At 70.3% G+C, this 18,819-nt stretch carries 16 protein-coding genes; 8 read left to right on the forward strand and 8 right to left on the reverse strand.

Features of this window, described 5'->3' with window-relative positions:
- Nucleotides 1-123: 123 nt before the first annotated feature.
- The gene (locus BN159_RS24850) at nt 124-1,239 is read left to right on the forward strand and encodes an ADP-ribosylglycohydrolase family protein (RefSeq protein ID WP_041821837.1); all 1,116 of its coding nucleotides are present in this window, start codon (nt 124-126) and stop codon (nt 1,237-1,239) included.
- On the opposite strand, the gene BN159_RS24855 is transcribed toward BN159_RS24850, so the two are convergent.
- Both BN159_RS24855 and BN159_RS24860 read right to left on the reverse strand, forming a co-directional pair.
- Nucleotides 1,224-2,792 carry a sodium:solute symporter family protein gene (locus tag BN159_RS24855; RefSeq protein ID WP_015659753.1) on the reverse strand — a complete coding sequence of 523 codons (1,569 nt, stop codon included), beginning with the start codon at nt 2,790-2,792 and terminating at the stop codon, nt 1,224-1,226. The genes BN159_RS24850 and BN159_RS24855 overlap by 16 nt on opposite strands.
- A gap of 126 nt (nt 2,793-2,918) precedes the next feature.
- Entirely contained in the window at nt 2,919-3,707 is a 789-nt protein-coding gene (locus BN159_RS24860; RefSeq protein ID WP_015659754.1) for an SDR family oxidoreductase, read from the reverse strand.
- A gap of 81 nt (nt 3,708-3,788) precedes the next feature.
- Here BN159_RS24860 and BN159_RS24865 point away from each other — a divergent pair, with 81 nt between their 5' ends.
- Nucleotides 3,789-4,631, forward strand: a complete 843-nt coding sequence (locus tag BN159_RS24865; protein ID WP_015659755.1) for a hypothetical protein — start codon at nt 3,789-3,791, stop codon at nt 4,629-4,631.
- Nucleotides 4,632-4,635: 4 nt separating this feature from the next.
- Here the strand turns inward: BN159_RS24865 and BN159_RS24870 are convergent, their stop codons facing one another.
- Together BN159_RS24870 and BN159_RS24875 are read right to left on the reverse strand one after the other, a co-directional pair.
- The gene (locus BN159_RS24870) at nt 4,636-6,489 is read right to left on the reverse strand and encodes a hypothetical protein (protein ID WP_015659756.1); all 1,854 of its coding nucleotides are present in this window, start codon (nt 6,487-6,489) and stop codon (nt 4,636-4,638) included.
- 197 nt (nt 6,490-6,686) lie between these two features.
- Nucleotides 6,687-9,374 (reverse strand): D-alanyl-D-alanine carboxypeptidase, encoded by a 2,688-nt coding sequence (locus BN159_RS24875; RefSeq protein WP_015659757.1) that lies wholly within the window; start codon nt 9,372-9,374, stop codon nt 6,687-6,689.
- Nucleotides 9,375-9,592: 218 nt separating this feature from the next.
- Between BN159_RS24875 and BN159_RS24880 the strand changes: the two genes are divergently transcribed.
- The 3 genes from BN159_RS24880 to BN159_RS24890 all read left to right on the forward strand — a co-directional run bounded on the left by BN159_RS24880 (nt 9,593) and on the right by BN159_RS24890 (nt 11,949).
- Nucleotides 9,593-10,348 carry a GOLPH3/VPS74 family protein gene (locus tag BN159_RS24880; protein WP_015659758.1) on the forward strand — a complete coding sequence of 252 codons (756 nt, stop codon included), beginning with the start codon at nt 9,593-9,595 and terminating at the stop codon, nt 10,346-10,348.
- 334 nt (nt 10,349-10,682) lie between these two features.
- The gene (locus BN159_RS24885) at nt 10,683-11,540 is read left to right on the forward strand and encodes a helix-turn-helix domain-containing protein (RefSeq protein WP_015659759.1); all 858 of its coding nucleotides are present in this window, start codon (nt 10,683-10,685) and stop codon (nt 11,538-11,540) included.
- Between the two features lie 217 nt (nt 11,541-11,757).
- Nucleotides 11,758-11,949, forward strand: coding sequence for a DUF397 domain-containing protein (locus BN159_RS24890; RefSeq protein ID WP_015659760.1), 192 nt, complete (start codon nt 11,758-11,760; stop codon nt 11,947-11,949).
- Between the two features lie 194 nt (nt 11,950-12,143).
- Here BN159_RS24890 and BN159_RS24895 read toward each other — a convergent pair whose 3' ends face one another.
- The 3 genes from BN159_RS24895 to BN159_RS24905 all read right to left on the reverse strand — a co-directional run bounded on the left by BN159_RS24895 (nt 12,144) and on the right by BN159_RS24905 (nt 14,681).
- Nucleotides 12,144-13,016, reverse strand: a complete 873-nt coding sequence (locus BN159_RS24895) for a MerR family transcriptional regulator (protein WP_041819815.1) — start codon at nt 13,014-13,016, stop codon at nt 12,144-12,146.
- 55 nt (nt 13,017-13,071) lie between these two features.
- A complete protein-coding gene (locus BN159_RS24900) occupies nt 13,072-13,581 on the reverse strand; it encodes a glutathione peroxidase (protein WP_041821840.1) in 510 nt (169 codons plus the stop codon).
- A gap of 131 nt (nt 13,582-13,712) precedes the next feature.
- The gene (locus BN159_RS24905; protein WP_015659763.1) at nt 13,713-14,681 is read right to left on the reverse strand and encodes a helix-turn-helix domain-containing protein; all 969 of its coding nucleotides are present in this window, start codon (nt 14,679-14,681) and stop codon (nt 13,713-13,715) included.
- 66 nt (nt 14,682-14,747) lie between these two features.
- On the opposite strand from BN159_RS24905, the gene BN159_RS24910 reads away from it, so the two are divergent.
- On the forward strand, nt 14,748-15,968 hold the full coding sequence (locus tag BN159_RS24910) for an MFS transporter (protein ID WP_015659764.1): 1,221 nt from the start codon (nt 14,748-14,750) through the stop codon (nt 15,966-15,968).
- 112 nt (nt 15,969-16,080) lie between these two features.
- On the forward strand, nt 16,081-17,727 hold the full coding sequence (locus tag BN159_RS24915; protein WP_015659765.1) for a cellulase family glycosylhydrolase: 1,647 nt from the start codon (nt 16,081-16,083) through the stop codon (nt 17,725-17,727).
- A 34-nt stretch (nt 17,728-17,761) separates the two neighbouring features.
- Here BN159_RS24915 and BN159_RS45835 read toward each other — a convergent pair whose 3' ends face one another.
- Nucleotides 17,762-17,932 carry a hypothetical protein gene (locus BN159_RS45835; RefSeq protein ID WP_015659766.1) on the reverse strand — a complete coding sequence of 57 codons (171 nt, stop codon included), beginning with the start codon at nt 17,930-17,932 and terminating at the stop codon, nt 17,762-17,764.
- 301 nt (nt 17,933-18,233) lie between these two features.
- Between BN159_RS45835 and BN159_RS24920 the strand changes: the two genes are divergently transcribed.
- Nucleotides 18,234-18,818, forward strand: a complete 585-nt coding sequence (locus BN159_RS24920; RefSeq protein WP_015659767.1) for a TetR/AcrR family transcriptional regulator — start codon at nt 18,234-18,236, stop codon at nt 18,816-18,818.
- Nucleotide 18,819: the final 1 nt, after the last annotated feature.

Raw genomic sequence — 18,819 nt, forward strand, 5'->3', positions numbered from 1 at the left:
CCTCCCTTGCTGCTCAGCGTAGATGGATCAACCACGCTCAGTTACATGACCAGGGAAACAGGATCACCTTGGTTCACTTGGTGCACCTGAACCGACCGTTCCTGGTCGATTACAGTGCTGAACGTGGGTGCGACAGGAGGCGCCGTCTGGGGCCGCTCCGAGCAGCAGGACTTCCGTAGCCGGGTGCGCGGGACGATGCTCGGTGCTGCCGTGGGCGATGCGCTGGGCGCGCCTGTGGATGCCATGGGGCTCGCGGAGATCCGGGAGGCGTACGGCGCCGAGGGGCTGGTCGATCTCGGGGTCGGGTATGGCCGACGCGGTGCGGTGACCCACCTCACCCAGCTCGCTTTGTTCACGGTGGACGGGTTGATACGGGCGCAGGTCCGCCGGGACACCGGCGCCTGGCATCCGCCGACGGATCTGCACCGGGCGTATCTGCGGTGGGCGGCGACCCAGCGGGACTGGGGTCCCGACGAGCGGCGTAAGGAAGACGGCTGGCTGGCCCGCGAGGAGTGGCTGTACGCGCGGAGGGACCCCGCGAGATCCCTGATCGTCGGGTTCGGCGACGAGATGATGGGCACCCTGGACGCGCCCAAGAATCCAGGGGAGGCGGGTCCGGAGGCGGCGGCGCGGTCGGGGCCCTTCGGGCTGTTGGTCGGCTGGGAGCCTCAGCTGGTGGCGCAGTTGGCGATCGAGTGCGCGGCCCAGACCCACGGCCACCCCGTGGGGTACCTGTCGGCGGGCGCGTACGCGGTGATCGTGCACGCGCTGGCCTGCGGCGACAGCCTGGACGGTGCCGTACAGCGCGCGCTGGCGCTGCTGGCCGCCCGGCCGGGCCACGAAACGGTTTCTCAGGCCCTCCAGCACGCGCTCGGCGCGGTGCGCCAGGGCATGCCCGCCCCGGGGCGGGTGGAGGAGCTGATGGGTGCGGCCACGGCGGACGGGGTGCTGGCGGCGGCGGTGTACTGCGCCCTGGTGGGTGAGGACGTACGCCATGGTCTGTGTCTGTCGGTCAACCACGACGGTCCGTCGGGGGCCACCGCGGCGCTGACCGGTGGTCTTCTGGGGGCCCTGCACGGCGAGACGGCCCTCCCGCCGGCCTGGCTGGCCGAGCTGGAGGGCCGTCCCACGATTCTGGAACTGGCCGACGACTTCGCGATGGAGATGACCCAGGGCCCGGCCCTGCACGGCCCGGCGGGCTCGGCCCCGGGCTGGCTCGCCCGCTATCCGCGGGGCTGAGCCACCTCGTCCACGGGTCCGGCCGGAGTCGGGACGGCCGCGGCCGCCGCCCCGTCCCCGTCCGTGTTCACCTTGTCGATGATGGCCAGCCGCTCCGGGGTGTCCTCCGGCTTGATGTAGCCGATCAGGATGTACAGGACCAGGGAGACGGCGAGCGGGATCGAGACCTGGTACTGGAGCGGCACGCCGCCGTCGACGTTCCAGTGGATCGGGTAGTTGACCAGCCAGAAGGCCAGCAAGCCCATCGACCAGCTGGTCAGCGCCGCGGTGGGACCGGAGCGGCGGAACGGGCGCAGCAGGCCCAGCATCATCGGGATCGCCATCGGGCCCATCAGTCCGGCCACCCACTTGATCACGACCGTGATGATGTCCCCGAACGTCGGCGAGTTGACCTGCGTGGCCGCCGCCATGGACAGGCCCAGGAAGACCACCGTCGTCACACGGGCCACCTTGAGGCCCTGACCCTCGCTCCAGCTACGCGCCCGGCGCCAGATCACCGGCGCGCAGTCCCGGGTGAACACCGCCGCGATGGCGTTGGCGTCGGACGAGCACATCGCCATGGTGTGGGAGAAGAAGCCGACGATCACCAGGCCCAACAGGCCGTGCGGCAGGAGCTGTTCGGTCATCAGGCCGTAGGAGTCGGAGCCGTCCGGCTTCTGCGACTCCACCAGCAGCGGCGACATCCACATCGGGAAGAACAGCACCAGCGGCCAGATCAGCCACAGCGCCGCCGACAGCCGGGCCGAACGCTCCGCCTCACGCGCGCTCGGCGTGGCCATGTACCGCTGGGCCTGGTTGAGCATGCCGCCGTTGTACTCGAACAGCTTGATGAAGAGGAACGCGAGCAGGAAGACCGTTCCGTACGGCCCGACCAGCGGTTTGTCGTGGCCCTGGAGCGCCGGCTCGTCCCAGGCCCCGAAGAACCCGATGCCCTTGTCGTCCAGTTCGACGACGACGGCCACGAACATCGCGACACCGGCGAGGAGTTGGATGACGAACTGCCCCAACTCGGTGAGCGCGTCCGCCCACAGGCCGCCGATCGTGCAGTACACGGCCGTGATGCAACCCGTGATCAGGATGCCCTGGTTGAGCGAGATCCCGGTGAACACGGAGAGCAGGGTGGCGATCGCCGCCCACTTCGCGCCGACGTCCACGATCTTCAGCAGCATCCCGGACCAGGCCAGCGCCTGCTGGGTCTTCAGGTCGTACCGGCTCTTCAAGTACTCCAGCGGGGAGGCCACATGGAGGCGGGACCGGAGCCGGTTGATCCGCGGGGCGAAGAGTTTCGACCCGATGGCGATGCCCAGGGCGATCGGGAAGGACCAGGTGACGAAGGATGTGACGCCGTAGGTATAGGCGATGCCCGCATAACCCGTGAACATCACCGCGCTGTAGCCGGACATATGGTGCGAGATCCCGGAGAGCCACCACGGCATCTTCCCGCCGGCCGTGAAGAAGTCGCTCACGTTGTCCACGCGTTTGTGCGACCAGATGCCGATCGCCACCATCACGCCGAAATAGCCGATGAGCACGGCCCAGTCGAGACCGTTCATGTGCGCCCTCCCAGGGTTCGACCCGGCGCTCATCGTGGGCGCTGCCTCGTGAACACGACAAGTGAGCGTAAGGTCAAGGGGAGGTAAAAGTATTCGCGATGGTGGTTCCGGTTTATGTATGTGAACTCAACGCATCAGCTCCCCCGCGTTGACCAGCAACGATTGTCCGGTGATCGCTCGCGCCCGATCCGACACCAGGAACACCGCCGCATCCGCCACATCACCGTCCGTGGCCAGCTCCGGCAGTGCCATCCGGTCCGTCAGCCGCTTCAGCACGGCAGGCTCCCCGACCCCTTCCGTCTGCGCGGTGAATTGGACGTACGCCTGCACCGGCGGCCCCCACATCCAGCCCGGCAGCACGGTGTTGACCCGGATCCGCTCCGGGCCCAGCTCCCGCGCCAGCGAGTACATCGCGCTGGTCAACGCTCCCTTGGACGCGGCGTACGCGGCCTGCCGCACTTGTGAGGGCGCCGCCACCGCCGACTGCGTCCCGATGAACACCACCGAGCCGCCGCCGCCCGACTTCAGCGCCGGAAGGCACGCCCGCGTCATCCGCAGCGAGCCGAGCAGGTTCACGTCGAGCACCGACTGCCAGGTGGTGAAGTCCGCGTCCGCCAGGCCGCCGAAGTAGCTGTCCCAGGCGGCCACATGGACGACCCCGTCGATCCGCCCGAACCGCTCCAGCGCCAGCCCCGCCAGCGCCTCGCACTGCCGCTCGTCGGTGATGTCCGTCGTCCGGTACGCGGTGTGCGCCCCGCCCGGATCGATCTCCGCCGCGCTCTTGGCGAGGTTGGCCTCCGTCCGCGCCCCGAGGACCGCGTTCCCGCCGTCCCGTACGACCGCCGCCGCGATCTGATGGCCGAGTCCGGGCCCGACCCCCGACACGACCACGGTCCTGTCCGCGAGCAGTGCCATTTCGTCCCCTCCTGTCCCTGGACCTCTATCTGACGGAGCGTCAGAGTATGGGCGACCGCTGGAACAGGAAAGGGGAACCGCATGAGCGACGACACCCGCGGCGACGACACCCGCAGCGACGTCTACGCCGAACTGGCCGCCGTCGGCCCGTACGGAGTCCGCCCGGGCCACGCCCTGATCACCATGGTCGAACCGCACCCGGGCCATGAGTACGCCTACAACCGCTGGTACGAGGACGATCACTACTACGCCGGCGCCATGGCCATGCCCTGGATGTACTCGGGCCGCCGCTGGGTCGCCACCCGGGATCTCCAGCTCCTGCGCGAGCCCGAGAAGTCGGCCGTGGCCCAGCCCGTCACCGCGGGCTGCTACCTCTCGACGTACTGGATCACCGCGGGCCGCTACGCCGACCACATGAAGTGGACCGTCGCCATCAACAAGCGCCTCAACCGCGACGCCCGCGTCTACCAGGACCGCACCCACGTCTTCACCGCGTTCCAGGACCACGAGGCCACGGTGTACCGCGACGGCGCCGCCGGACCCCGGGACTTCCACGCGCTGGACCACCCGTACGCGGGCCTGGTCCTGGAGGTGATCGACGCCGAGTCGGCCGAGCAGCGCGCCGAACTTCTGGAGTGGCTGCGCGCCCGCCACCTCCCCAAGCGCCTCGCGGGCTCCCCGGCCGCCATGGTGACGATCTTCCGGCCCACCCCGCTCCCCGGCGACCGGATGACCTACGTCAAGCAGGTCGAGGGCGTGGACACGCGGCTGACGCTGCTGTGGTTCCTGGAAGCGGATCCGCGGGAGTGCTGGGAGCCGTACTTCACGGGCCTGAGCGCGGAAGGGCTCGGGCGGATCGAGTTGCTGGCCCCCTTCGTCCCGACGGTCCCCGGCACCGACAAGTACGTGGACCGACTGCGGTGAAGGACTACTTCAGCTCGTCCGGACACGGGGTGCCCCGCTGCACGTCGTAGGGCGCCGCCAGCCGGTAGACGCCCGCCTTCGGGGCCACCAGCATCGTCCACTGGTCCCCGAGCGCGTCCTCCTCGGTCTCCAGCAGGCAGCCGTTGACGTTGTCGTACGTCTTCGGCTCGCCGTCCGGGCGGTCCTTGGACGCCTCCGTCTCCTGGGGCGGATCGAGCTTCTTGCCCTCGGCGTCGACGAGGCTCAGCCACGGCGAGTACGGGATCCGGATCAGCACCCGGCCCGGCTCGCTCACCCGCATCGTCCACTCGCCCTGCTCGGCCCGTTCCACCACGGTGTTCGGCTCGGCCAGCGGCGCCGGGTCGATCACCTGGAACAGCTGCCAGTTGGCGTCGCCCCACACCTGCTTCAGATACGGCATCCCGCGCTGCACCAGCTGCCGCTCGCGCTTGCCGCCGTCCCCGTCCGGCTCGTCCTTCGGCACCACCACGAAGTGCACCGCCCAGCGGTTCAGCCACTCCAGATAGTTCGCCGAGTTCAGGGTGTCGTCGTAGAAGAGCGGGTTGCGCTCCATGTCGGCCTGGCGGTTCCAGCCGCGGGCGAGATTGACGTACGGCGCGAGCGCGGACGCCTCGCGGTGCGAGCGGGCCGGGACGACCTCCACCCGGCCCTTCTCGGCGCCGACCTCCTGGAGCTCGTTGACCAGCGGCGCCAGCTCGCGGGCCCAGGAGGCGGCCGGGGTGGTGTGCACGATGTCGACGACCGTCTTCGCGCCGATCCACACCGTGAACCCGACGACGGCCAGCACGGTGGCGTACCACTTGCGCGAGCGCGGCACCGTGAACGGCAGCGCGGCCACCAGCGCGACGCCCGCGAACAGCATGGACAGGCGGGTGATGTTGGAGCCGATCTGCGAGCTGATCAGCCACACCAGCAGCACCGACAGCGCGTAGACCGCCGAGGTGAGCCGGACCGTCGTCCACTCCTTGGGGACGAGGAAGAGCACCAGCACCGCGGAGGCGAACGGCAGCAGCACCGAGGCGACGTTCATCGGCTGCGTCCCGGAGAAGGGGAACAGCAGCGCCGACACGGCCACCACCGCGGCCGGCGCGAGCCCCAGCGCCCAGGCGCCGGGCCGCCGCTTCTGGAGGAACAGCGCCACCGCGACCAAACCGACGAACAGTCCGGCGACCGGCGAGGCCATCGTCGCGAGCGCGGCCAGCGGGGCCGCGGCGAGCGCCTTCGCCCAGCGCTTGTAGCGCCAGCGGTACGGCCAGCAGAACACGACCGCCACCGCGCCGAGCGCGAACATCGTGCCGAGCCCGTAGGTGACCCGGCCCGAGGCCGCGTTGCACAGGAGCGCGAACACCCCGGCCAGCGCGGCCCACAGGGGATTGCGCACGGAGCGGCTGCGGATGAGGACGAGCGTGAGGAGCCCGGCGGAGACGGTCCCGGCGATCATCATCGTCGTCCGGACGCCCAGCACGGACATCAGATACGGCGAGACGACGCTGTACGACACCGGATGCATGCCGCCGTACCAGGCCAGGTTGTACGCGGAGTCCGGGTGGCGGCCGACGAACTCGGCCCAGGCGTCCTGGGCGGCGAGGTCGCCGCCGCTGTTGGCGAAGGTGAAGAACCAGACGATGTGCAGGACACCGGCGAGGGCGGTGACGGAGAGGACGGGGTGGCGGAGGAGTCGCTCACGGAGGGTGAGGAAGGCGGCCCTCGGGCCGGTCTTCTCCGGCTCCCCGGCCGGCTCCTCTGCCGGGGGTGCGGGCACGCGTATTCGCGGGCCGGTTCCCGGGCCCGTCTCGGCGGCGTCGTTGTCGGCGCGCGTCGGCTCAGCGGTGGCCACCGTTAAGGCACTCCCCGTGGTGTCCTGTGTTCTGTTCTGGCCGCGTCGAGTTTCCCGCGTGTTGTCGGCCCTGTCCCTGAGGTTTTCCCGGTCGTGCCTTGTGGGCGGCGACCTGACCCGTTTCGTGACGCTAGCACGCAGCCCGCCGAGCGGCTCCCGGGGTGGGGGCGGCCGACGGGCTGCGGTGCTTTTGTCTTCTAGAGGATGCGAGTGAGCTTCGCCATGAACCCGGGCTCGACGAGGTCGGTCCGGAGCGCCACCGGCACCTTGACCGCGCCCGCGGTACCGCCGTCGCCGACGGTGAGCGTGCCGACCTTGGTACCGGCCTTCGCCTCGTGCGGTACCTCGTCGGCGGCGAAGTCCAGCTCCACCTTCAGGCCCGACCAGCCGGCCGCCTTGACGTCCTTCGTCGCGACGACGGCGGTACGGCCGCCGAGGCCGTCGTCGACGTATCCGACGACGTCGCCCTTCTTCAGCAGCGTCGCCGACTCCAGGGCGTTCTGTGCCGCGGTGATCAGCTTGTCGCCGGAGTCGAGCGCGGCGGCGAGGATGCCACCGCCCGCGTCCGGCTGCCGCACGACGGCGCCGACGATGGTCCGCGTCTCGCCACCGACGTCCTGCTTCGCGGCGAACACGAGGTTGCCGAGGGCGGAGGTGGTGGTGCCGGTCTTGATGCCGACGACGTTGTTCTTCCCCACCAACTGATTCCAGTTGCCGTGGTTCTGCCCCTTGTAGTCGTCGTAGGACATCATCGCGGCGACTTCGCGGAAGGCGGGGGACTCCATGGCAGCCTTGGCGAGCTTGACCTGGTCGACGGCGGTGGAGACGGTGGTGTCGTTGAGCCCGGAGGGATCGGTGTAGGTCGTGTTGCTCATCCCGAGGTCCTCGGCGGCGGAGTTCATCTTCTCCACGAAGGCCTTCTCGGAACCGGCGTCCCAGCGGGCAAGCAGCCGGGCGACATTGTTCGCGGACGCGATGAGAATGCTCTCCAGGGCCTCGCGCTGAGTGATGGAGTCACCGGCGAAGACGTCCACGGTGGATTCCTGCCCGGCGTCCGACTGCTCCTCGGCAGCCTGATCAATCTCGATCTTGGGGCCCTCTTCCCCACTCTTGAGAGGGTGATCGCGAAGGATGACGTAGGCGGTCATGACCTTGGCGACACTGGCGATCGGCACGGGCTTCTGCTCCCCGGAGGAGCCGAAGGTGCCGATGCCCTGGACATCGAGCGCGGCCTGTCCGTCGGCGGGCCAGGGGATGTCGACCTTGGACCCCTCGAAGGTGTAGGAGGACTCCGCGGTGAGGTCGAGGGTGGGGGTGGGTACGGGCCGCACGGACTGCACGATCGCGAACACGATGACGAGCAGCAGTACGAGCGGGGTCCAGATCTTCACCCGCCGCACCAGGGTCCGCACCGGCGTCTCCGGCGGCGGCGGGGTGTTGGTCAGCTCGGCCAACAGGTCGAGCGGCGGCTTGGGCGGCAGCGGCTGCTGCGTCGTCCGCTCCGGGCCGACCTGGGGGATGGCGGTGGTGATGTCCGACTTGAGCGGCACGAACCGCAGCGCGGTGGTCGGCTGATCAACGGCCTTGGCTCCGCCATCGCCCGTCTTCTTCCCACCCGCACCATCCCTGCGGCTTGCGTCGCCGGGTGCGGGTGGCCCCTGCGGGGCGGACTCGCCGTCGGCGGGCGCGGGTGGGGTGGTCTTGGGTTGGGTGGGGGCGGGGGTGGCCTTGCCGGCGGCGGGCGCGGGCGCGGCGGACTCGGCATCGGCCGGCGCGGCCGGGGTGGCCTTGCCTTCGGCGGGGGCCGAGGTGGCTTTGTCGGCGGCGGATGCGGGCGCGGGCCGGGCGGACTCGTCGTCGGCGGTGGCGGGCGGGGTGGTCTTGCCCTGGGTGGGCGCCGGGGCGGCTTTGCCGTCGACGCGTGCGAGCAGGGTGGTCTTGGCGTCCACGGGCGTGGAGGCGTCGCGCGGGGCGCCCTTGGCGGCGTCGGGCTCGGCCGTGGGCCGGGCGTCGCCGGTGGCGGGCGCGGCTGCGGTCCGGGGGTCGCCGGTGGCGGCGGTGGTGTCTCGTTCGGTGGTCTTGGCGCCGCTGGTGGGTGCGGGGGCGTCGGCCGACGGGCTCTTGTCGGCTGTGTGGGCGGGCTGGGCGTCCTGGGCTGGGGCCCTGTCGTCCGTGGCGTCCGGCGCCTCGTCGGCGGCTTCCGGCTGCTCCTCGGTGGACGTGGCGGCTTCCGGCTCGGTGTCCGCGTCGGCGTCCGAGTCGTCGGCGGTGGCCTCCGACTCGGGCTTTGCATCCTGGGGCGCCTCGTCCTTCGCGGCGGGGTCGGTGTCGTCGTCCGACTCATCCCCGGCAGGGGCGTCTTCGCTGTCAACCTCAGCCCCGGGCTTCGCGTCCTCGGGGTCGGTGGCAACCCGCTCTGCCTCCCCGGCGCGGGTGACATCGCTGTCGGCGTCAGCCTCGGCGGCAGCGTCAGCGTCGGTGTCGGCTTCCGCCGTACCCGCCGCCTCGGGCTCCGCCGCCTCCGGCGTCTCCGTGCCCCCGGTCGCGCGCTCGTCGCCGCTTGCCACCCAGGCCGCTACGGCGGCGCGCAGGCGGTCGTTGGCGGGCGGGGTGGCGGCCTCCGCCTCGGGCTGGGTCGGTTCCTCGGAGGCTTCGGAGGTCTCGGACGACTCGGACGGCTCCGAGGGGTCCGGGGTCGACTTCCTGGCCTCTGCCAGGTCCTGGGCCGACAACACTCGGGTTGCCGTGTCCACGCCTCCGCGGGACATCGCGAGGCGGGGGTCGGTGGAATTGTTCCGGGGTTCCGGAACCGCACCCGCGCTCCCCGACGTCGGTTCTGCCGACGACTCGCGCTGCTTCGAACTGTCGGGGGACTCGCCCGCCACCGATGCCTCCTAAACCGTGCTAAGTCTGAACCGTCGCCGCCCTGGACACCGCTCCGCAGCGCTGTCCGAACCATGTACCAGTGTCCTGTGTGCGGGCTTGCCTGACGCTGAAGACGAGAACGACATACCTACTGGTTCCCTTACAAACAGGTCACGCACCCTCGACAGACCAATGTGAGAGGGGTCACCCTGTCTTTCATCCACGCGGGGAGGCATGGATGGGCAGGAGCCGCAGAACAATTCCGGAGGAGCTTCTGCTGCTGGCACTGGACCCGGCCACGGGTACCACTGCACAGCCGCAGTCGCTCGACCTCGGTCTGGCCGGAGCACAGCTAGTGGAGCTGGCGCTGGCCGGACGGATAGCCCCTGACGGGGATCGTATCGCCGTGGTGGCACCACGGCCGACTGGAGATCCGACTTTGGACTGTGCGTTGGAGTTGCTGCGCAGGCGTGGCGCTCCCGTACGTGCCGTCCACTGGATCGGCGGGCCCCGCCTGGGGCTGCGCCAGACCTACCTCTCGCATCTGGAGCGGTGCGGCATGGTCGCCGCCGTACCGGGACAGATGTGCGGGGTGCTGCCGACGACTCGCTACCAAGCGACGGACACCGAAATCAGCCGGGAGATCAGGGCCCGGCTGGACTCCGCGATCCGCACCGGCGTACCGCCGGACCCGCGGACCGCGGCGCTCGCCGCACTGGCACACGCGGTCGGCCTCGGCAAACACCTGTACCCGGGCAACGAGGGGCGTTCCTCTCGATCCCGGTTGCGGGACCTGATCAGGCACGACCCCATGGGCGGTCTCGTCGCGCACGCCGTGATGGACGTCCAGAACGGCGTCGCGGCCCAGCCGCGCCGCAGCCCCGCTCCGGCGGGCCGCCAGCCGGCCCCAGGAGGCAGGGCGGCACCGGAACCCGCTCGTGGCGTTCCGATGCAACCGCGCCGAGGCTCGATGGCACGCGTCGTGGCTCACTGAGCCGCAGTTCCACGACGTAAGCCCGCACGTCAGCACCGTCCCCCAGACCGGTACGGGAGCCGCTGGTCCGCGCGGGGCGACGGGACCGTTGTGTCCGGACGGCGACACGGTCCCGCCGCCCCGCGCGGCCGCATGTCCGGGCAGGGTTGGGCAAGTCCGGGGAGGGCCGAGCAAGTCCGGGGGTGCCCCGGCAACTTGGCGCCGTGCCCCGAACTGGCGCGTATGCAGCGCATATCCACCGTTTCCCAGCGGTAGAAAGCACCTTGGTGGCAGTCTGCTCAACAGCAGATACGCAAAGTCGCAAGCAGTACTTGCAGCCGGAGGTGCACGTCCCGTGGCGTCCAATGTCAATCCCACTGTCAGGCGCCGCCGGCTGGGTCAGGAGTTGCGCCGGCTCCGCGAACTCAAGGGCATGACCGCCGAAGAGGTGGCCGAGCGGCTGCTGGTCTCCCAGTCGAAGATCAGCCGCCTGGAGAACGGCCGCCGCAGCATCAGCCAGCGCGACGTGCGTGACCTGTGCGGGGTCTACGAGGTCGAGGACGTCCGGATCGTCGACTCCCTGATGCAGATGGCCAAGGACTCCCGCCAGCAGGGCTGGTGGCACTCGTTCGGCGACATCCCGTACAGCGTCTACATCGGCCTGGAGACCGACGCGGCGAGCCTTCGCGTGTACGACCCCCAGGTCGTCCCCGGTCTGCTCCAGACGAAGAGCTACGCGGAGTCGCTGATCGCGGGCGCGCTGCCGGAGGTCACACCGACCGACATCGACAAGCGCGTCCAGGTGCGGCTGCGCCGACAGGAACGTATCTCTGCCCCGGAGAACCCGCTGCGCCTGTGGGCCGTCCTGGACGAGGCGGCGCTGCGCCGCGAGGTCGGCAGCCGGCACGTGATGATCGAGCAGCTGGAGCACCTCATCGAGATGTCCCGGCTGCCCCATGTCACCGTGCAGTGCATCCCGTTCAGCATGGGCGCCCACCCCGGCGTGAGCGGCCAGTACGCGATCCTGGAGTTCCCGGACGCCGCCGACTCCAGCGTGGTCTACATCGAGGGCGTGACCAGCGCCCTCTACCTGGAGAAGGCGCAGGACGTCCAGAAGTACAGCGTGATGTACGAGCACTTGCGGGCCCAGGCTCTCAACGCCGACCAGAGCCGGGAGTTCATCGCGAAGGTGGCCAAGGACTACGCCTCCTGAGGCGCGGCGCCGGAGGATACAGGTTCGCCCGGCCGCGGCGGAAGTCCCCACTGGAATATGCCATCCAGTCGAGTGAATAGTCGCTCCGCACATCGATGTTGGCGAGTAGCGTCGATCACGCCATCGAGGAACACCGATTGGCGCAAACGTGCCGTGCGGACAGCACATCCCGTACGGCACGCGGACAGCAACTCAGCAACTGGTTACCGGAGCGAACATGGCAATCAAGCAGGGTGTCACGGACACGTGGGTCAAGTCCTCGTACTCGCAGGGCAATGGCGCATGCGTCGAGATCAAGTCCCCTGTCGTGTCGGCAATGGCCGTACGGGACTCCAAGGTCACCGAGGGTCCCGTCCTGGCGTTTCCCGCGAGCGCGTGGAACGCCTTCGTGGCCTCGGTCAAGGCGTAAGGGGGCTGCTCCCCTGAGCCTCGACCGATGACGATCGACAGACGATCGACAACTGCACAAGCACCACCCAAGAGCCCTCTCGACCAGCCCGCCGTCCTTGCCGAGGGGGCTCGGCTTGTGCCCGGCAGCGCAGCACAACGCGCCTGCCGGGCACGGCCGTTCATCACGCGGCGGCAACTACCTTATGGCGCCGGTCACTTCACCGGGAAGGCCACGTCGCACACCGCGTCCTCGGGGCCCGCGGCGTCCCAGTCGGCGAAGTAGATCTCCCGGCACGGGCCCGCCATCCGCAGCCCCTGCCGCGGGATCCACTCCTCCACCGCCTCGAAGGCGGTCAGGATCTGCGGATGGGCCACCTGGGCCTTGGTGATCCTGGTGTACGCCAGCCGCTGGGCGGGCTCCACCCGCACCTTGACCGCATGGGTACGGCCCTGCTTCTCGACCCACGCGCGGGCAGCGGCCTCGTCGGCGACGGGCACACAGGACTCGGCGGGTCCGTCACTCTCCATGGACACATCGGAGTGATAGACGACGAAGGGCGCGCCGGTCATGCCCCCGCACTCCCGTGACCCCTCCTCCAGCCGGCCCAGCGACGAGCCGATCCACGCGGGCAGCTCGCCCGCGAGGACATGCCGCGTCTCGGTGATCAGCACCTGCTCGGGCGCGTCCACCGTCTCGACCACGAACTTCTCGTACATCTCGGAGTTCCTCCCCGACAGTCGTCCACGGAGGTACTCGGCCAGCGTCCGCTGCCCCGCCACCCGCGCCTCGACTTCCGTCCAGAACGCGTCGAGCCGGGTCACGGCCGTGGCCCCGTCCGGCGCCTCGACGACCTCGGCGATCCGCGCGAGCGGCATGTCGAGCTGGCGCAGGAGTGCCACGAGGCGGGCGCCCTCGATCTGGTCGGTGCGGTAGTAGCGGTAGCCGCTGACCTCGTCGACCTGGGCGGGAGCGAGCAGTCCCAGCCGGTCGTAGAGCCGCAGGGCCTTGGCCGACAGCCGCGCCCTTGCGGCAAACACACCGATGGTGAGCAGTTCGTCCTCGTCCACGGCCTCATCCTCCGTCACCGGGCGGCACTTCCGCCCGGTGCCAAGGAGGCTCGGCTCTGCCCCAGGGGCAAGGTCAACCAGCGATGCGCGCCTCGACCGCGGCCACGAGCTCCGCGGCCTCGGGTTCGGTCTGCGGCGAGAACCGCCCGACGACGCGCCCGTCCCGCCCGATCAGAAACTTCTCGAAGTTCCACCGGATGTCGCCGCTGTGCCCGTCTCCATCGGCAAAGGGCGCCAGCCGCTCATAGAGGGCATGCCGCCCCTCCCCATTGACCTCCACCTTCTCGGTCATAGGGAAGGTGACGCCATACGTCGCCGAACAGAACTCGGCGATCTCCTCAGCACTCCCGGGCTCCTGCCCAAGAAACTGATTACAGGGCACACCGAGCACGGTGAACCCCTGCCCGGAGTACCGCTCGTGAAGCTTCTCCAGCCCCGAGTACTGCGGCGTAAGCCCACAGCGAGAGGCCACATTCACAACGAGCACAACCTGCCCGACGTACTGCTTGAGCTCCGCGCCCCCACCACCAAGCGCACCGATCTCAACATCCAGAGGGCTGCCATTGCTGCTGTCTACAGTCATGCCCCGGATGCTAGCCCCGCCCGGCAAGGCCCGCCGAGCCGCCCAGCTGCGGGCAGTCGTGCCGCTGGGGCGGCGCCCGTCCCAAAGCAAGGCGGCACCCCGCCAGCCCGGGCGAGCGCACCCACCCCGGGTCACCCCCGACCGGCCTCCACCAGCACATCCCCCGCCGCCGTCCGCACATACAGCACCGACCGCCCCGCCCGCCGCCGCTCCACCAGCCCCGCATCCAACAGCACCCGCAGATGCCGCCCGACCGACCCGAGCCCCTGCCCGGTCACGGCAACCAACTGCGTCGTACTCATAGGCGGCCCGAGCAGCACCAGCAACCCAGCCCGCGCAGCCCCGAGCAGCGGCCCGAGAGCCGACGGCACCGCCCGCCGCCCATGCTGCTCGGCCAGCACCCCGGTGCAGGGATACACGACGGCGTAACGCTCCCGCCCCTCCTCCCACGACACCCACCCCGTCTTGGGCGTCACCGGCACGAACACCAGCTCCGCACCGGAGATCTCCCGAGGCGGATACTCATGCCGGTTCACCTGGAACCGACTCTCCCCGAGCCACCGCGTCCCCGGCCGCAGCGAATCCAGCACCGCCGCCCACCCACGCCGACTCACCTGCACGGTCCGCGCGACCACATCCGCCTCCAGCACCCGCCGACGCCGGTCCCAGTCCGGCCGTACGGCCTCCTCCCAGACGTACCGCAAGAGCCCAGCCGCCCGTTCCGGCAGATCGTCGCGCTCCAGCTCCGCGGGCAGCGGTCCGGCGAGGGAGAGGGCGAGATGGGCCCGGGCGTCCTCGGGGCGTACAGAACCCACCCGGGCGACCCCCTCCTCGAAGGACTCCCCGTCACGCGGCGTGGGCGTCAGGAAGTCCGCGATCCAGTCCCGCCCCAGCCCGGCCCGTACCAACAGCGCGGTCACCGGATCGGCGGCCAGCAGCGCCCGGTATCCGGGCCGATGTACCCGCAGCCAGTCCCGCTCCCCGGGATGCGCCCCCACCCCCGCGTGCAGCAGCTTCAGACTCGCGAAGGTCTCCGCGAGCGGCGAGAGCACGAACCGACTCCGCGCAAGCGTGTCCGCATTGACCTGCCACCACCCCATGCCCCCACCTTTCGCACCTGCGCGAAACATTAACGGCACCCACCAGAGCCCCCCGAGACTCCGCCCATGCCCGCCAACAACGCCAACAGCACCAACAGCTACCAATCCCTCTTCCGCACCCCTGAGTTCACCCCCCTCTTCCTCACCTCCTCCGCCCACGTCGCCGCCCAGACGATGGCCGGCCTCGCCCTCGCCACCCTGGTGTACCGGGCCACCGACTCCCCGCTCCTCTCCGCGGTGAGCATGTTCGGCCCGTCCCTGGCCCAGGTGCTCGGCGCGACCCTGTTCCTCTCCGGCGCCGACCGCCTGCCCCCGAGGGCGACCCTGACGTACCTCTCCCTGGCCTTCGCGGCGGCCACGACCCTCCTCGCGGCCCCCGGCCTGCCGATCTGGGCGGTGTTCGTCGTCCTCCTGGCCCAGGGTCTGATCGCCTCCCTGGGCGGGGGAGTCCGCTGGGGCCTGCTGAACGAGATCCTCACCAAGGACGGCTACCTGCTGGGGCGTTCGGTCTTCAACATGATGAGCGGCATCACCCAGATCACCGGCTACGCGGCAGGCGGCGCCCTGCTCACCCTCCTCTCCCCCCGAACCTGCCTCCTCCTCTCCGCCCTCCTCTACGCCCTGGCCGCGGCCGGAGTCCGCCTCCACCTCACCGCCCGCCCACCCCGCGCCACCGGCCGCCCGTCGATCGCCACCACCTGGCGCACCAACGCCCTCCTGTGGTCCTCCCGCCCCCGCCGCACCGTCTACCTCGCCCTGTGGCTCCCCAACGGCCTGATCGTGGGCTGCGAATCGCTCTACGTCTCCTACGCCCCCGAATCCGCCGGCACCCTCTTCGCCTGCGCGGCACTGGGCATGCTGATCGGTGATGTGACGGTGGGCCGCCTGATCCCACCCGCGCGGCGCGCCCGGCTCGGGGTCCCGCTACTGGCCCTGCTGGCAACGCCGTACGCCTTCTTCGCGCTCGGCCCGCCCGTACCGCTCGCCGCGCTCGCCGTGGCGCTGGCGTCGGTGGGGTTCGGGGCGAGCCTGGTCCAGCAGGAGCGGCTGATGGCGCTGACCCCGGACGAACTGAGCGGGCACGCCGTGGGGTTGCACTCGGCGGGGATGCTGACCTTGCAGGGAGTGAGCGCGACGCTGGCGGGCTCCGTGGCTCAACTGACCTCTCCCGCGACGGCGATGACCGTACTGGCGGTGGCGTCACTGACGGTGACGGCGGGACTGGCGAGAGGACTGCGCGTACCGGTGTCCGTGTCGAAGGCAGTCGAACAACGCCCAGCGTCTTGACGTGTTCCTGGCGACCCGGATACATGTGTGGGAGCGCTCCCATATCTCCTCTCTCGTGCCCCTCCCATGTTCCTTCTGATGCTTTCCGGTGCTCACTTCCTCAGGAGTCGCAGTGAGAACACACAAAAGCGCGCCGACGGCGAGACTCTTAACCGCCCTGGCCACCCTTCTCGGCCTGCTGATCCTCGGGGCGACCCCCGCCCAGGCCGCGCCCGCCCCCGTCACCCTCCGGGCCACCGGCCTGCACATCGGCGACGGCCGCCTGCTCGAGTCCAACGGCAACGACTTCGTGATGCGCGGCGTGAACCACGCGCACACCTGGTACCCCGGCGAGCCCCAGTCCCTCGCCGACATCAAGGCGCTCGGCGCGAACAGCGTCCGGGTGGTCCTGTCCAACGGCCACCGCTGGACCGAGAGCACCCCCGAGGACGTGGCCGCGGTCATCGCGAACTGCAAGGCCAACCGCCTGATCTGCGTACTGGAGGTGCACGACACCACCGGCTACGGCGAGGAGGCGGCGGCCGCCACGCTCGACTCGGCGGCCGACTACTGGATCGGTCTGAAGGACGTCCTGGCCGGCCAGGAGAACTACGTCATCGTCAACATCGGCAACGAGCCCTGGGGCAACACCGACCCCGCGGGCTGGACGGCCCCGACGATCGCCGCAGTGCAGAAACTGCGGTCGGCGGGCCTGGAGCACACGATCATGGTGGACGCCCCGAACTGGGGCCAGGACTGGCAGAACGTCATGCGCACCAACGCCCAGTCGGTGTACGCGGCGGACCCGACCGGCAACCTGATCTTCTCCGTCCACATGTACAGCGTGTACGACACGGCGGCGGAGATCACCGACTACCTGAACGCCTTCGTGGCGGCGAGGCTCCCCATCCTGATCGGCGAGTTCGGGGGCCCCGCGGACCAGTGGGGCGACCCGGACGAGGACACGATGATGGCCGCGGCCCAGAACCTCGACCTCGGCTATCTGGCCTGGTCCTGGAGCGGCAACACGGACCCGATCCTCGACCTCTCGCTCGGCTTCGACCCCAGCCGGCTCAGCGGCTGGGGCCAGCGCGTCTTCCACGGCGCGAACGGCATAGCCCAGACGTCGAAGGAGGCGACGATCTTCGCCGGCTCCGGTTCCGACACCCAGCCCCCGACGGCACCCGGAACCCCGACCGCCCCCGCGAAGACGGCGACGTCGGTGACGCTGACCTGGCCGGCCGCCACGGACGACGTGGGCGTAACCGCGTACGACGTCGTACGCGTCACCGGCAGCTCGGAGACCCCTGCGGCCTCCTCCACCACCGGCACGGCGACGATCACCAGCCTCACCGCGAACACGTCGTACACCTTCGCGGTCTACGCCCGTGACGCGGCGGGCAACCGCTCACCACGCTCCACCACGGTGACGGTCACCACCGATGACACCCCCGCCGGCAACTGCTCCGTCGGCTACCGCGTGACCGGCGAATGGCCAGGCGGCTTCCAGGGCGAACTCACGATCCGCAACACCGGCACGACGCCCGTGAACGGCTGGACCCTGGCCTTCGCCTTCCCCGACGGCCAGACCGTCACGAACATGTGGGGCGGCACCCCGACCCAGAACGGCAGCGCGGTATCGGTCGCCTCGGTCTCCTGGACGAGCACGATCCCGGCGTCCGGTTCGGTCACGGTCGGCTTCACCGGCACGAAGGGCACGGCGAACGGCTCCCCGACGACCTTCACCCTGAACGGCACGACCTGCACGACGACAGCCTGACCGCAGGCCGGAGGCCCCCGGGGCCTCCGGCCCGCTACTTACTGAGGGCCTCGACGAGGAGCACGAACACACCGACCCCGAGCAGCCAGGCGACCACGAGCCCCACCACGACCACCGAGCAGCACCCGGCGACCCCCGTGGCGACCCACCCCCGCCGCACCACCTGCCGGTACTCGGCGTCGTCGTCCCACCCCTGCCCGCTCATCCCGCGCCCCCGCCCTTCATCGCGCACCGTTGTCAGTGCCTGAGGTTAAGGTCCCCAGTGCGCGGCCGGCTTCCGGGGGTTCCAGCTCTGTAGGGAGTGGTTGCATCCCCGGTCTGTACGGGGGCGGCCCGGAGAAGTCGTCCGGGACCCAACCGACGACCGGGCTTCGCCGATGGCCAGGCAGAGACCTGCCAGCGCCGGCCGCGCACACCATCGTGGTGCGTCCCCGGCTAGACTATGACGGTTGTCATAGTCGATCGGTGGTTGGTCGGCCGGGGAAGCGCACAGGTGGGTGGTGTCGGTGTCCAAGGAAAGCGCGCCGTCGCGGGAGCGGATCGTGGCCGGTGCCGCGGACATGATCAGCCGCCGCGGTCTGAGCGCCACGAGCATCCGGGAGATGGCCAAGCACGCGAAGGCGCCGCTGGGTTCGACGTACCACTACTTCCCCGAGGGCAAGCAGCAGCTGGCCACGGAGGCGGTCCGCTACACGGGCGAGTGGGTGGCCCGGCGCCTGCGCAAGGAGCTGGAGGCGGGCCCGGTAGAGGGACTGGTCGCTTTTCTTTCCCTGTGGCGCACGATCGTCGTGGAGAGCGACTTCCATGCGGGCTGCCCCGTCCTGGCCGTAGCCATCGAGGAACCCCCCACCGAAGAGATCCCACCCGCCCTGACGGCAGCGGCGGAGGTCTTCGCCGAGTGGGAGTCCTTGCTGGCAGCGTCCCTCCGGGCCCACGGCACCGAGCCCGACCGAGCGAGACAACTGGCGACGCTGGTCGTGGCGGCGGTGGAGGGCACGGTGGCCATGTGCCGAGCGCAGCGGAGCGTGCGCCCGCTGGACGATACGGCGGAGCAGTTGCGGTCGCTGATCGCCGGGGCGATCGACCACTGAC

Source organism: Streptomyces davaonensis JCM 4913, from assembly GCF_000349325.1.
GTDB classification, from domain to species: Bacteria; Actinomycetota; Actinomycetes; order Streptomycetales; family Streptomycetaceae; genus Streptomyces; species Streptomyces davaonensis.